The sequence below is a fragment of the Micromonospora sp. NPDC085948 genome (genome assembly GCF_040686315.1).
GTDB lineage: Bacteria > Actinomycetota > Actinomycetes > Mycobacteriales > Micromonosporaceae > Micromonospora.
In genome coordinates this window covers 186454-198800 of the sequence record NZ_JBFBJW010000008.1, presented here as the reverse complement: position 1 = coordinate 198800, position 12347 = coordinate 186454, and the positions used below count along the sequence as shown (strand labels likewise).

Below are 12347 nucleotides of genomic sequence, written 5' to 3'. Positions count from 1 at the left end.
CTCGCCGCGGGTGGGGTCAGCGGGTGGGGTTGCGGACGCCCTCGGCGAGTTCGGCACTGAGGGCACGCAGGGAAGCCAGCCCCTCCGCCTCGGTGGGCGCGTCGAGCAGACACCTGATCAGCGCACTGCCGACGATCACCCCGTCGGCGTAACCGGCGACGGTGCCGGCCTGCGCACCCGTGCCCACGCCGAGACCGACACCCACCGGCAGGTCGGTGACCTCCCGGACCCGGGAGACAAGCGTCGGCGCGGCGTCCGAGGTACGCGCCCGGGCGCCGGTGACACCCATGACCGCTGTCGCGTAGACGAAACCGCGGCAGTGCTGCACGGTCATCGCCAGCCGCGCGTCGGTGGACGACGGGGAGACCAGGAACGTGCGGTCCAGTCCGTGTGCGTCCGAGGCGGCCAGCCACTCGGCCGCCTCGTCGGGAATGAGGTCGGGAGTGATCAGGCCGGTGCCACCGGCGGCGGCGAGGTCACGGGCGAACACGTCCACGCCGTACCGTTCGACCGGGTTCCAGTAGGTCATGGTGACCACCGGAGCGCCGGTGGCCGCCACCGCCTCGATGATGCGCAGGGTGTCCCTGGTGCGGACGCCGCCGGCCAGCGCGATGTCGCTGGCCTTCTGGATCACCGGCCCGTCCATCACCGGGTCGGAGTAGGGAATCTCCACCTCGATGACGTCGACACCGGCCTCGACCATGGCGGTCATCGCGGCGATGCTGCCGTCGACGCTCGGGAACCCGGCCGGCATGCAGCCGATCAGCAGGGCCCGTCCGTCGGCGCGGGCCTTGTCGAAGGCCACCCCGATCCGGCTCATCTCACCGCTCCTTGTCGAGGATGCCGAAGTAGTCGCCGGCGGTGTGCACGTCCTTGTCGCCCCGACCGGAGAGGTTGACCACGATGGTGGGCTCCCGACCCAGCTCGGCGGCGAGCTTCGGACCCAGCGCGACGGTGCCGGCGAGCGCGTGGGCGCTCTCGATCGCCGGGATGATCCCCTCCGTGCGGCACAGCAGCTCGAAGGCGGCCATCGCCTCGACGTCGGTGACCGGGAGGTAACTCGCCCGGCCGGTGTCGTGCAGCCAGGCGTGCTCGGGCCCCACGCCCGGGTAGTCCAGACCGGCGGAGATCGAGTGCGACTCCAGCGTCTGCCCGTCGGCGTCCTGCAACACGTAGGTGCGGGTGCCGTGCAGGACACCGGCCGACCCACCCGTGATGCTGGCCGCGTGCCGGCCGGTGGCCACGCCGTCGCCGCCGGCCTCGAACCCGTACAGCCGCACGTCGTCGTCGCCGACGAACGCGTGGAAGATGCCCAGCGCGTTGGAGCCGCCGCCGACGCAGGCGGTGACCGCGTCCGGCAGCGCGCCGGTCAGGTCGAGGCACTGCTGACGGGCCTCGTCACCGATGCCCCGGACGAAGTCGCGGACCATCGCCGGGAACGGGTGCGGACCGGCGGCGGTGCCGATCAGGTAGTGCGTCTCGTCGACGTTCGCCACCCAGTCGCGCATCGCCTCGTTCATCGCGTCCTTGAGGGTGCGCGAGCCGTTGGTGACCGGCACGACGGTGGCGCCGAGCATCCGCATCCGGGCCACGTTGAGCGCCTGCCGCTCGGTGTCGACCTGGCCCATGTAGACCACGCACTCCAGGTCGAACAGGGCGGCGGCCGTCGCGGTGGCCACGCCGTGCTGGCCGGCGCCGGTCTCGGCGATCACCCGGGTCTTGCCCATCCGCTTGGTGAGCAGCGCCTGGCCGAGCACGTTACGAACCTTGTGCGCGCCCGTGTGGTTGAGGTCCTCACGCTTGAGCAACACCCGCGCCCCGACCTTCGCGGAGAACCGCCGGGCCTCGTAGAGCAGCGACGGCGTGCCCGCGTAGTCGCGCAGCAGCGCGCCGAACTCGGCCCGGAAGGACTCGTCCGCCATGGCCGTGCGCCACGCCCCGTCGAGCTCGTCGAGCGCGGCCACCAGGGCCTCGGGAACGAACCGACCGCCGAAGCGGCCGAAGTGGCCGGCGGAGTCGGGCTGCGGGCCGGCCACCGGGGCCAGCGCGTCGGCGCTCATCGGAAATCCTCTCGGTGGGGCGTCCGGTGCGAGGTCAGCGCACCGGCCGGGGCGTTGCCGGGTGATTACCCGCGTTGACCAGCTCGGCGACCGCCTCGCGAGGACTCTTCTGCGTGACCAGGCCCTCGCCCACGAGGACCGCGTCAGCACCCGCGGAGGCGTACCGGATCAGGTCGTGCGGACCACGAACGCCGGACTCGGCGATCTTGACGACGCTGCTGGGCAGGCCGGGTGCGATCCGCTCGAACACCGACCTGTCGACCTCCAGGGTACGCAGGTCACGGGCGTTGACCCCGATCACCTGAGCGCCCGCCTCCAGCGCGCGGTCGGCCTCTTCCTCGTCGTGCACCTCGACCAGAGCGGTCATGCCCAGCGACTCGATCCGCTCCAGCAGGCCCATCAGCACGTTCTGCTCGAGCGCGGCGACGATCAGCAGCACCAGGTCGGCGCCGTGCGCGCGCGCCTCGTGGATCTGGTAGCTGGAGACCACGAAGTCCTTGCGCAGCACGGGCACGCTGACCGCGGCCCGAACGGCCGCCAGGTCGTCGAGTGAGCCACCGAACCAGCGCCCCTCGGTCAGCACACTGATCGCCCGCGCCCCACCGGCGGCGTAGTCGACCGCCAGGTCGGCCGGATCGGCGATCTCGGCCAGCCGCCCCTTGGACGGCGACGAGCGCTTCACCTCGGCGATCACGGCGACGCCGGGCTTACGCAACGCCGCGTACGCGTCCAGCGGCGGCGGCGCCGCCGCTGCCAGTTCACGGATCCGCTCCAGCGGAACCTGCTCCTGGCGTCGGGCGACGTCCTCACGCACGCCAGCCAGAATCTCGTCGAGCACGCTTACGGACGCTGCCTGACCGGCCTCGTCCCCCTCCGCGTGCGCATGCTCAGCAGTCACCAACGGACTCCCCTCTCCGGGCGTCATGGGCCGATGCTAGGGGCAGCCGACCGACGCCGAATGCCGGGGGTATGGCGCTGCTCACGAAAAGGGCTGCGGCATAATGGCCGACTTGCCGTGAACGGTATGTCACGCAGCGCCACCTCCCGTATCGACAATCGCAACGCGGTATGGAGCCTGGCGGCCGCGGTCAGACCGTGCCGATGCATCGATCATGCCACCAGTTCCCCGCCCGCGCCCGACGACAACGGCGTCGGTCGATGTTGTGAGCAATCTCAAGGCCGAACGGACGGCCCCTGGTCACGGCCGAGGCGGGACAGTTGACCCGGCGGTCACGACGGCGAAACGTCAGCCGGCCAGCATCGTCCTCGGGCAGACTCGATGACGCGCCTGCCCCGACCGTCGCAACTCCTCGTGCGAGGTGACCATGAGCATGTCCGAGCCGCAAGCGACAATCGGCCTGACGACCATCTCGCGGACGGTGGCATCGCTCGCCGTCGGTGTGGTGCACACCGTGGAACGGGCCGTGGTGGGCGAGGGGCGGATGCGCACGGCGCGTGGCAACGCCTGGGAGGCGGTCTGCGCCGACCGGGCCCGCGCCGACCAGCGCGCCGAACTGAACCGCCTGGTGGCCGAACTGACCGCCGCCCGCGCCGCCAGCCAGCGACCGCGGCCGGACCGTCAACCGGTCGGCTGACACCCACCTGTCGTAGCTGCCGTCGCCCTCACTCGGCCGTCGGGTCCTCACCCCGATCCAGCGCGTCCCACGCCTCGGTGGTCCGTCGCCCGGCCATCGGCGCGGGCGACTCCGATGCGCCGGTCGGCGCGGGCGCGGCCTGCGGGGCGGTGCGGGCCGGCCGCTCGTAGCGGGCACCCATCGCGGGCCAGCCGCCACCGCGCACCGCCGTCCAGAAACCGCCCGCAGCGGCCAGCAGGCCGCCGAGCAGGCAGAGCACCGGCCACTGCCGGCTCACCGAGCCGTCGACGTCCACACCCAGCCCGTACCCACCGCCGGCCGCCACGGCCAGAGCGAGCACACCGAGCAGCGCACCGAGCACCTGCCGCAGCCGACCCCGGGTAGCCAGCAGCGCGCCACCGCCGGCCAACGTCACCAGGGCCAACGCCGGCAGCCAGGGCAGCAGCCCGGCACCGCTGTGCGTGTCGCGGACCGGCGGCAGCGGCGCCGGGCGCACGGTCAGCTCGACCGACCAGGTCCGCGTCGCGGCCCACAGCGCCAGGGCCGCGCCGACCAGACAGAGAAGTACGGCGTACGTCAACTCACGCCGGCCCCCGACGGACCGCTCACCATCCCTCATCGGGCTGGCCTTTCGTTCGCGACTGCGGGGCTCCGCTGCGCTGCACTCCTCGCGCTCACCGGTGCCGGCTTTTCGTTCGCGACTGCGGGGCTCCGCTGCGCTGCACTCCTCGCGCTCACCGGGCTGGCCGCAATGTTTCGGCGGCGGCGATCGCCGCCAGTACGGCGGCGGCCTTGTTCCGCGTCTCCTGGTCCTCGGCGGCCGGGTCCGAGTCGGCCACCACCCCGGCCCCGGCCTGCACGTAGGCGCGGCCGTCACGGATGAGCGCGGTCCGGATGGCGATCGCCATGTCCAGGTCGCCACCGAAGCCGAAGTAGCCCACCGTGCCGCCGTAGAGGCCCCGGCGGACCGGCTCCAACTCCTCGATGATCTCCATGGCCCGCACCTTCGGCGCACCGGAGAGGGTCCCGGCCGGGAAGGTCGCGGCGAGCGCGTCGAACGCGCTCTGGTCATCACGCAGCGTGCCGGTGACGGTGGAGACGATGTGCATGACGTGGCTGTACCGCTCGATGGTGGCGAACTCGGGCACCTCCACGCTGCCGGGCTGACACACCCGGCCCAGGTCGTTGCGGCCGAGGTCGACGAGCATCACGTGCTCGGCGCGTTCCTTGGGGTCGGCGAGCAGTTCAGCGGCGAGCACGGCGTCGGCGGCCGGGGTGCCACCGCGCGGCCGGGTGCCGGCGATCGGGTGCAGCAACGCCCGACGCCGCCCGTCCGCGCCGCCGGTGACCTTCAGGTGCGCCTCCGGGGACGAGCCGACGATGTCGAACCCGTCGAAGCGCAGCAGGTACATGTACGGGCTGGGGTTGCTGGTGCGCAGCACCCGGTAGACGTCCAGCGGGTCGGCGTGCGTCGAGCGCTCGAAGCGCTGGGAGAGCACGATCTGGAAGCACTCACCGGCCCGGATCGCCTCCTTGGCGGCCTCCACCGCCTTCGGGTAGCCGCCGTCGGGCGTACGGCAGAGCACCTCCCCGGCCGTCGGACGCTCGACGGTGGAGATCATCGGCGGGATGGGCCGGGACAGCGCCGTGGTCATCGCGTCGAGTCGGCCCACCGCGTGGTGGTACGCGGCGGCGACCTGCGGGGCGCGGTCCGGGGCGTCCAGCGGCGGCAGCACCGCGTTGGCGACCAGGATCGCCGAGCCGTCGTAGTGGTCGAGCACCACCAGGTCGGTGGCGAGCATCATGCCCAACTCCGGCACGCCGAGGTCGTCCTCGGTCAGCTCGGGCAGCCGCTCGAACCGGCGGACCAGGTCGTACCCGAGGTAGCCGACCATGCCCCCGGTCAGCGGCGGCAGACCGTCGGACGGGTCCCCGACCGGGCCGGCGAGCGCCGCCACCGTCTCCCGCAGCACCCGCACCGGGTCACCGCCGGTGGGCAGCCCCGCCGGCGGCGTGCCGAGCCAGGTCGCCACGCCGTCGCGCTCGACGAGGGTGGCGCTGCTGCGGACGCCGATGAACGAGTACCGCGACCAGGCCAGGCCGGCCGAGCCGACGCCCTGCTCGGCCGACTCCAGCAGGAACGTGCCCGGTCCACCGGCCAGCTTCCGGTAGACCCCGACCGGCGTCTCCGCGTCGGCCAGGAGCCGCCGGGTCACCGGCACCACCCGCCAGTCGGCGGCCAGCTCCGTGAATGTGCCCAGGTCGGGGCTGACGGTGCCGTCGGTCATGGCTGGGTCTGCCTTTCGTTCGCGGCTGCGGGACTGCGCCGGGCTGCGCCGCGCGCGCTCACCGTGCCTCCGGGGAGGTGACGGGCAACTCGGTGAAGAAGCAGGTCCGCTGGCCGGTGTGGCAGGCCGCGCCGACCTGGTCCACGCTGACCAGCAGCGCGTCTCCGTCGCAGTCCAGCGCGACCGATCGGACGTACTGGTGGTGCCCGGAGGTGGCCCCCTTGACCCAGTATTCGCGTCGGCTGCGCGACCAGTAGGTGGCCCGACCGGTGGTGAGGGTGCGGTGCAGTGCCTCGTCGTCCATCCAGGCGACCATCAGCACCTCGCCGGAGTCGTGCGCGCGGACCACCGCGGCGACCAGACCGTCGGCGGTACGGCGCAGTCGGGCGGCGATGGCCGCGTCGAGTCGGGACGGGCGGGCCGACCCGGAGGCCACCGGGTCGCTCGGAGCGCTGGGGACGCCGGTCGCCGGCGAGTCAGGTACGGACACAGTGTCCAAGTGTCCCGCACGTGGCGCGGGCACCGGTGACCGCTCCCGGCAGGGCTGCGGCGCGGGTCCGTCCGGCCGGGCCAACTGGGCCACGTAACGGTCCAGCCGGCCGTCGAGCAGGGCGGCGGCCAGGTCCGCCCCGGCCGCCTCGGCGATCTCCTCGGCGTACGGTCGGATCAACGGCAGGGTGCCGGCGACGAGCCGGACGGCGGCGGCCCACAGTTGGCCGGTGGCGCCCGGTCGGAGCCCGAGGCAGAGCAGCATGTCCGCCCGGTAGCCCGGTGGGGCCACCGGCAGGTCCAGGGCCGCCGCGAAGGCCGCCCGGCGGGAGTGGACCCGCACCGACGGGTTCGCGGGGCGCAGCACCGACGGGCAGAGTCGGGCCAGGTCGGCGACGGCGAGCCGGACCCCGAGGCGGTCGTGGGCGGACCGGGCGGCCGCTGCCTTACCGAGCGTGGCGATCAGCTCCTCGAGTCGGGGTGGTTCGGCGGGCTGGCAGAGCACCGGCAGGTCGATCCGGGGCCGCCAGTGCGGGTCGGCCCAGAGCAGCCGCGCCGGCGCGGTGACCGGCAGCCCGAACGCCCAGTCGGCCGGTTCGCCGAGCCGGTGCACCCAGGAGCGGACGTCGCGGGCGGCGACCGAGACGTGGGTGACCCGACCTGCGGATTCGGCCAGGTACGCCTGCCGCGCCGCGTACGGCGCGCCGCCGACCAGCACGTCGAGGTCGACGTCGCTGTGCGCGGTGGCCGCTCGGCGGGCGTGGCTGCCGCGCAGCAGGATGCCGACGACCGGCCGCTCGACGGTCTGCCGCAACCGCGCGGCCCAGTCCTCGAAAAAACCGCTATTCGGTAACGGAGCGTGACCCACGGCGCCATCGTGCCGTACGTCCGATCAGCGCGCAATGCCCGTTGGCGGACTCGCTGTCCGGTCCGAAGCCTACTGCCCGTTCTCATGCTCGATGCACGGTAGCTGGCCGATCGCCGGTCCCGCCGTTGCACCGAAGGCAGTATTTCATCTAGCGTTGAGTTCAACAGATGATGAGTTTCTTGGGAGGCACGTGATGGACGACGCGATAGGCGTCCGCGACCTGGTCGTCGACCGGGGCGGGCGGCGGGTGCTGGACCGCATCAGCTGCCAGGTCCCCCGTGGGGCCGTCACCGGGCTGCTCGGCCCCAGCGGCAGTGGCAAGACCACGTTCATGCGCGCCGTGGTCGGGGTGCAGGTGGTCAGCGGCGGCACGGTCACCGTGCTGGGCCAACCGGCGGGCACCCCGGCGCTGCGGCACCGGGTGGGTTACCTGACCCAGGCGCCGAGCGTCTACGCCGACCTGACCGTCCGGGAGAACGCCCGCTACTTCGCGGCCCTCTACGGGCGCGGACGGGTCGAGGCCGACCGGGCGATCAGCGATGTCGGCCTGGCCGAGGCCGCCGGTCAACTGGTCGCCACCCTCTCCGGCGGTCAACGCAGCCGGGCCTCGCTGGCCTGCGCCCTGGTCGGGGAGCCGGAGCTGGTCATTCTCGACGAGCCGACAGTCGGTCAGGATCCGGTGCTGCGGGCCGACCTGTGGGCCCGGTTCCACGCGATGGCCGCCGCGGGCACCACCCTGCTGGTGTCCAGTCACGTGATGGACGAGGCGGCCCGCTGCGACCGGTTGCTGCTGATCCGCCAGGGACGGTTGATCGCCGACGACAGCCCGGCCGCCATCCGCGCCGCCGCCGGTGTGGACGATCTCGACGAGGCGTTCCTGCGCCTGATCCGGGCCGGCGAGGCGGGTCCCACCACCACCGTTTCGAACGCCGCACAGGAGCAGTCATGAACCCCCGGATCCTGGCGGCCACCACCGGCCGCATCCTGCGTCAGCTCCGGCACGATCGGCGGACGATCGCGCTGCTCGTGGTGGTGCCGGCCGTCCTGCTCACCCTGGTCTACTTCATGTACGCCGACCAGCCGACCCCACCCGGCCAGCCGACGACGTTCGACCGGGTCGCGTTGGTGATGCTGGGCATCTTCCCCTTCGTGATCATGTTCCTGGTGACCAGCATCGCCATGCTCCGCGAACGCACCTCCGGCACCCTGGAACGTCTGCTCACCACACCGCTGGGCAAGCTCGACCTGCTCTTCGGGTACGGCATCGCGTTCGGGCTGGCCGCCGCCGTGCAGGCGGCCGTCGCCGCCGCCGTCGCGTACTGGGTCTTCGACCTGGAGACCGCCGGCAGCATCGGACTGGTGATCGGGATCGCCGTCGTCGACGCCGTGCTCGGTGTCGCCCTCGGGCTGCTGTGCAGCGCCTTCGCGCGGACCGAGTTCCAGGCAGTACAGTTCCTGCCAGTCGTGGTGGTCCCCCAACTGCTGCTCTGCGGGCTGTTCGTGGCCCGTGACCAGATGGCCGGCTGGCTCCAGGCACTCAGTGACGCCTTCCCCCTCTCGTACGCCATCGAGGCGTTGCAGGAGGTCGGCGCCCACGCCGAGCCGACCGGCACGATGTGGCGGGACGTGGCGGTGGTGCTCGGTGCGGTGGTGCTGGCGCTGGTGCTCGCGGCGGCCACCCTGCGCCGACGCAGCGGCTGACGGCCGGCGCCGGGGGCGGCGGCCGGCGCGGCGGCCGACCCCGGCGCGGGCAGGGCCGGCCCACGACGGGCCAGGCGGACGAACGAAGGGCGGCGATGACGCGGCGAACCGGCCGGCGACCCGGCAAACCGGGCACCCGGGAGGCGATTCTCGACGCGGCGCGGACGGCGTTCGCCGAACGGGGCTTCGACGCCGCCTCGATCCGGGCCATCGCCGGCGCGGCGGAGGTCGACCCGGCGCTGGTGCACCACTACTTCGGCAGCAAGGACCAGCTCTTCCGGACCGCGATGGATTTTCCGGTCGATCCCGGTCAGCTGGTGCCGAAGGTGCTCGCCGGTGACCGGGACGGCGCCGGTGAGCGGATGGTGCGCATCTTCCTCGGCGTCTGGGACTCCCCGACCGGCAGCGCCGCGCAGGCACTGCTGCGCTCCGCGGTGAGCAACGAGTGGACCGCCCGACTGCTGCGCGAGTTCGTCACCACCCAGGTGCTGCGCCGGGTGCTGGAGAACCTCGACGTGGATCCGGCCGAGCTACCGCTGCGCGGCTCCCTGGTGGCCACCCAGATGATCGGCCTGGCCATGATGCGGTACGTGGTGCGCCTGGAGCCGGTCGCCTCGGCGGACCCGGAGACCCTCGTCGCCGCGATCGGCCCGACGATCCAGCGCTACCTCACCGGCCCCCTGCCGACCTGACCGTCAGCGCGGCGGCTGAGCGCTGGCGGGCAGGCGCAGCGGTGGGAGCAGTCGCGGCAGGTCGGCCGGGTCGGCCACCGGGCCGGGAAAGGCCAACCGGATCCGACGTCGGGCGCCGGGGTGGCCGAGGGCGACCACCAGCCCGTAGCGGTCGATGCGCACCACCCGGGGCGGCCCGTCGAGGGTCTGCTCGGTCAACCCGAGCTGCCGGCGCAGGTACGCGGTCACCTGGGCGCCGTGGCGCTCGGCGAGGTCGGCGAGCAGACGCGCCTCGACCGGGTGCACCGGGTCCGGCTCGGCCTCGGCGTACTCCCCCGGGTCGATCCGGCGCACGGCGCCGGCGCGCTCCCAGCGGACCTCGACCACCTCGAAGCGGAACAGCCGGAACCGGGTGCCCAGGTCGAGCAGGTCGCCGGTCGGCTCCACCGCTGCGAAGTCGAGCGCCGCCCGGCGAGCCTCGTCGCCGTGCAACTCGCCCGCCCAGCCGGAGACCCAGGCGCGACCCAGACCCGGCGCACCGGCGGCGGGCGGCAGGTCGAGCACGTCGAGCACCACCGCGATGTCGCTGGCCCCGGCGACCGGCTGGAGCGCGGCGGCCAGGTGGCTGGCCACCGGCACCAGCAGCAGCACCCGCCCGTCCGGGTCGGTCACGTGCCGGGCGTGGTGCGGGCCCGGCCGGTGCGCGAGATGGACGAGACCGGGCAGGCGGCCGGCGACGAGGGTACGGACGATCTCGGCGGGCTTGGGCCGCATGGCGCGACCTCCTTCGAAGGTTAGGCTTACCTAACCCGGAGCCTAGAGCACCCGGCCGTCGGCGTCCACCACCCTCGCGTAGCCGGGACAGCTCACCGGGTCTGCTCCAACCACGAGGCATAGAGCAGGCCATATACCGAGTCGGCGTCGCGGACCAACTCGTCGTGCGGGCCGCGCTGCACCACCCGCCCCCGGTCCACCACGATGACCTCGTCGGCGGCCTGCGCCGTGGAGAGCCGGTGCGCGATCGCGAGGGTCGTCCGGCCCCGGGTGACCGCGTCCAGGGTGCGTTGCAGACGCACCTCGGTCGCCGGGTCCACCGCGCTCGTCGCCTCGTCCAGCACCAACAGGTCCGGATCGGCCACGTACGCGCGGGCCAACGCGACCAACTGCCGCTCACCGACGCTGAGCGCCTCGCCGCGCTCCCCGACCGGTGTGTCCAGACCCGCCGGGAGACCCTCCAGCCAGTCCGACAGGCCCAGCTCGGTGAAGGCCGCGCTCAGCTCCTCGTCGGTCAGCTCCGGCCGGGCGAACCGGACGTTGTCCCCCACCGTCGCGTCGAAGAGGAACCCGTCCTGCGGCACCATCACCACCCGGGAGCGCAGCGAGTCGAACCGCACCTCCGCCAACGGCACCCCGGACAGCAGCACCGCCCCGGCCGACGGGTCCATCAGACGGGTCAGCAACTTGGCGAAGGTCGTCTTGCCGCTGCCGGTCTCGCCGACCACCGCCACCCGGCTCTTCGCCGGGATCTCCAGGTCGATGTCGTGCAGCACCGGCGGGCCACCCGGATAGGCGAACCGCACACCGGCGAACCGGATGTCCAGCGGCCCGGCCGGCAGCTTGCGCCCCTGCTCCCCCGGGTCGGCCACGTCGGGGGCGACGTCCAGCACATCCAGCACCCGACGCCAGCCGGCGATCGCGTTCTGCGCCTCGTTGAGCACCTCGGTGGCGATCTGCACCGGCTGGATGAAGAGCGTCACCAGGAACAGGAACGCGGTCAACTGGCCGATCGACAGCGTGCCGTCCACCCCCAGCGTCACCCCGAGCACCACCACACCCGCCAGCGCGAGCCCCGCCGCCAGCTCGCCGACCGAGCTGCCCACGATGCTGATCCGGATCGCCCGCTGCTGCGCCAGACGCTGCGCGTCGATCGCCTCGTCCAACCGCCGCTCGGTGCGGCCCGCGATCCCGTACGCCCGGATCACCGGCGCGCCCACCACGCTCTCGCCGATCGTGCCGAGCAGCGTGCCGGTGCGCTGACGCACCGTCGCGTACGCCGAGCCCAGCCGCTGCTGCAACTGCCGGATGATGAACACCGCCGGCAGGAACGCGGCCAGCACCACAAGGGTCAACTGCCAGGAGTACGCGAGCATCACGGCGGTGGTGACCACCAGCTGACCGAGGTTGACCAGCAGGATCACCCCGCCCCACTGGAGGAACTGGGTGATCTGGTCGACGTCGCTGGTGACCCGCGAGACCAACGAGCCCCGCCGCTCCGACTGCTGGTGCAACATCGACAGGTCGTGCACGTGCCGGAACGCCCGCGTCCGGACGTTGGCCAGCGCCGTCTCGCTGACCGTGAACAGCCGGCGCATCATCAGATAACCGCAGACCGTCGTGACCGCCAGGATCGCGGCGGTGACCGCCACCACCGTCCACACCACGTCGAGGTCCAGACCACCGACGAGGCCGCGGTCGATGCCCTGCTGCACGGCGACCGGCACGGCCACCCGACCGACCATGTAGACCAACGCCAGCGCCAGGGTGCCGGCCAGGCCGGTCCGCAGCTCCGGAGAGAGCGCCAGACCCCGGCGCAGGGTCTGCCAGGTCGTCTCCTGCTTCTCAGCGGTCTCAGACGTCTTTACGCTCACCGGACCCGCCTTTCGTTCGCGACTGCG

12 protein-coding genes and 1 pseudogene are annotated in these 12347 nt (G+C 73.0%); 4 read left to right on the top strand and 9 right to left on the bottom strand.

Annotation, left to right across the window (positions count from 1 at the left end; all coding sequences use genetic code 11):
* Nucleotides 1–16 precede the first annotated feature (16 nt).
* Genes trpA through trpC form a run of 3 tightly spaced genes read right to left on the bottom strand, consistent with a single transcriptional unit; the run spans nt 17 to nt 2898 of the window.
* Nucleotides 17–820, bottom strand: coding sequence for a tryptophan synthase subunit alpha (trpA, locus tag AB0O48_RS21890; RefSeq protein WP_357251176.1), 804 nt, complete (start codon nt 818–820; stop codon nt 17–19).
* Nucleotide 821: 1 nt separating this feature from the next.
* The gene (gene trpB, locus AB0O48_RS21885; RefSeq protein ID WP_357251173.1) at nt 822–2060 is read right to left on the bottom strand and encodes a tryptophan synthase subunit beta; all 1239 of its coding nucleotides are present in this window, start codon (nt 2058–2060) and stop codon (nt 822–824) included.
* A gap of 34 nt (nt 2061–2094) precedes the next feature.
* Nucleotides 2095–2898, bottom strand: coding sequence for an indole-3-glycerol phosphate synthase TrpC (trpC, locus tag AB0O48_RS21880; protein ID WP_357251431.1), 804 nt, complete (start codon nt 2896–2898; stop codon nt 2095–2097).
* 487 nt (nt 2899–3385) lie between these two features.
* Between trpC and AB0O48_RS21875 the strand changes: the two genes are divergently transcribed.
* A complete protein-coding gene (locus AB0O48_RS21875) occupies nt 3386–3655 on the top strand; it encodes a hypothetical protein (RefSeq protein WP_357251170.1) in 270 nt (89 codons plus the stop codon).
* A gap of 28 nt (nt 3656–3683) precedes the next feature.
* Here the strand turns inward: AB0O48_RS21875 and AB0O48_RS21870 are convergent, their stop codons facing one another.
* The 4 genes and pseudogenes from AB0O48_RS21870 to AB0O48_RS21855 all read right to left on the bottom strand — a co-directional run.
* A complete protein-coding gene (locus tag AB0O48_RS21870) occupies nt 3684–4274 on the bottom strand; it encodes a Trp biosynthesis-associated membrane protein (protein WP_357251167.1) in 591 nt (196 codons plus the stop codon).
* A gap of 115 nt (nt 4275–4389) precedes the next feature.
* Nucleotides 4390–5943 (bottom strand): anthranilate synthase component I, encoded by a 1554-nt coding sequence (locus AB0O48_RS21865; protein WP_357251164.1) that lies wholly within the window; start codon nt 5941–5943, stop codon nt 4390–4392.
* Nucleotides 5944–6001: 58 nt separating this feature from the next.
* Complete coding sequence (gene hisI, locus AB0O48_RS21860) at nt 6002–6433, bottom strand: phosphoribosyl-AMP cyclohydrolase (RefSeq protein WP_357251429.1); 432 nt, start codon at nt 6431–6433, stop codon at nt 6002–6004.
* 180 nt (nt 6434–6613) lie between these two features.
* Nucleotides 6614–6937 (bottom strand): annotated as a pseudogene (locus AB0O48_RS21855) (phosphoribosyl-AMP cyclohydrolase); the annotation flags it as partial.
* 556 nt (nt 6938–7493) lie between these two features.
* Here AB0O48_RS21855 and AB0O48_RS21850 point away from each other — a divergent pair.
* The 3 genes from AB0O48_RS21850 (at nt 7494) to AB0O48_RS21840 (ending at nt 9693) form a co-directional block, all read left to right on the top strand.
* On the top strand, nt 7494–8249 hold the full coding sequence (locus tag AB0O48_RS21850) for an ABC transporter ATP-binding protein (RefSeq protein ID WP_357251161.1): 756 nt from the start codon (nt 7494–7496) through the stop codon (nt 8247–8249).
* Nucleotides 8246–9001 (top strand): ABC transporter permease, encoded by a 756-nt coding sequence (locus AB0O48_RS21845; RefSeq protein WP_357251158.1) that lies wholly within the window; start codon nt 8246–8248, stop codon nt 8999–9001. Before AB0O48_RS21850 ends, AB0O48_RS21845 begins: the two co-directional genes overlap by 4 nt.
* A gap of 95 nt (nt 9002–9096) precedes the next feature.
* Nucleotides 9097–9693 (top strand): TetR family transcriptional regulator, encoded by a 597-nt coding sequence (locus AB0O48_RS21840; protein ID WP_357571497.1) that lies wholly within the window; start codon nt 9097–9099, stop codon nt 9691–9693.
* A 3-nt stretch (nt 9694–9696) separates the two neighbouring features.
* On the opposite strand, the gene AB0O48_RS21835 is transcribed toward AB0O48_RS21840, so the two are convergent.
* Nucleotides 9697–10446 (bottom strand): DUF2470 domain-containing protein, encoded by a 750-nt coding sequence (locus tag AB0O48_RS21835; RefSeq protein WP_357251152.1) that lies wholly within the window; start codon nt 10444–10446, stop codon nt 9697–9699.
* A 92-nt stretch (nt 10447–10538) separates the two neighbouring features.
* On the bottom strand, nt 10539–12320 hold the full coding sequence (locus tag AB0O48_RS21830) for an ABC transporter ATP-binding protein (RefSeq protein ID WP_357251149.1): 1782 nt from the start codon (nt 12318–12320) through the stop codon (nt 10539–10541).
* Nucleotides 12321–12347: the final 27 nt, after the last annotated feature.